Source organism: Halobacillus sp. BBL2006 (assembly GCF_000786645.1).
Classification (GTDB): domain Bacteria; phylum Bacillota; class Bacilli; order Bacillales; family Halobacillaceae; genus Halobacillus.
This window is the reverse complement of sequence record NZ_JRNX01000401.1, coordinates 1-1,192: the sequence shown is the minus strand read 5'-3', so window position 1 is coordinate 1,192 and position 1,192 is coordinate 1. Positions and strand designations below refer to the sequence as shown.

General features: G+C 38.5%; 1 protein-coding gene. It reads right to left on the bottom strand.

The genetic code is table 11. The features are described 5' to 3' along the window. Positions 1-103: 103 nt before the first annotated feature. Positions 104-1,192, bottom strand: a 1,089-nt coding sequence (locus LD39_RS12275; RefSeq protein WP_035546966.1) for a DNA internalization-related competence protein ComEC/Rec2, incomplete at its 5' end; no start/stop codon positions are given.

Below are 1,192 nucleotides of genomic sequence, written 5' to 3'. Positions count from 1 at the left end.
TCTTTTGTTTTCTTTTTCGTCATTTTCTTTATCGGCATTGTATTCTCAGTTATCGGACAGTAATTGAATACAAAAGTGAAGAGACTGCATTAGCAGTCTTTTTTTATTCTCTGCTCGCATTATACGGTACAAAGACAGAAAATGTTCCACTTTCATTTGAGAAATCGTATTGAACTGCACCATGTTCAGGCGTTTGGAGAAACATAATCCCTTCAGCTGACAGTTTCTCTACCACTTCATGATGGGGATGTCCATATCGATTATCCTGACCAGCCGAGATTAATGCGAAGGATGGTGAAACATTTTCAAGCCATTCTTTAGACGTTGAAGTCTTACTCCCATGATGACCAACTTTTAATACATCAGCCTTCACGTCAGTCCCTTTTCTTAACAGCTTCTTTTCAATTTCAACTGAAGCATCACCCGTAAATAACCAGTCAAGACCACCTAACGAAAATTTAACAACTATTGAGTTATCGTTAGCATTTCCTGAATCTTCCATCGGATGTAGAATGGAAAAGGTTTGGCCTGCTACATTCACAGATTCTCCCCCCTGCACTCTCACCACTTTTTCACCACCTATTTCTAAAGGATCGAACGGGCTAATCATCAAATTTTCCACACTTAATTCCTCTAATAAGAAATTTACACTCCCACTATGATCTGTATCTTTATGAGAAACAATGATTGTGTCCAACCAGGAAATTCCTCGAGACTTCAAATAAGGAAGAATGATATTCTCCGCTATCTTCGCATCATTCTCTGTAAAAACAGGTGGACCTGCAGCATCGATCATAATAACACCTCTCCTGTAGGGAAGCTCAATGACAAAAGTGTCTCCTTGACCGACATCCAGCATGATCACGCGACCATTTGAAGAAAAATAAGGAAGCAAGCAGAATGAAATGATTACACATACACTCAACAAACCTGCCAAGAATGCAAAAGCATGTTTTTGCTTTATCCATAGCATCATCATTAGACAGAAAGTGACAAGGTAAACGATGATAAAGGACACATCAATTTCACCCACGACCCATTGGATATTCAGAAATCCACTATTATTTTCCAGCCATTCTAAAATACCAGTATGGATAGGAAGAACAACCTCGGACACCTTTAAAGATAGGAATGGAATCAAAGAACTACAAATGAGGAGGAACATTAAGAAGGGAATAAAAAGCAAAGAAAA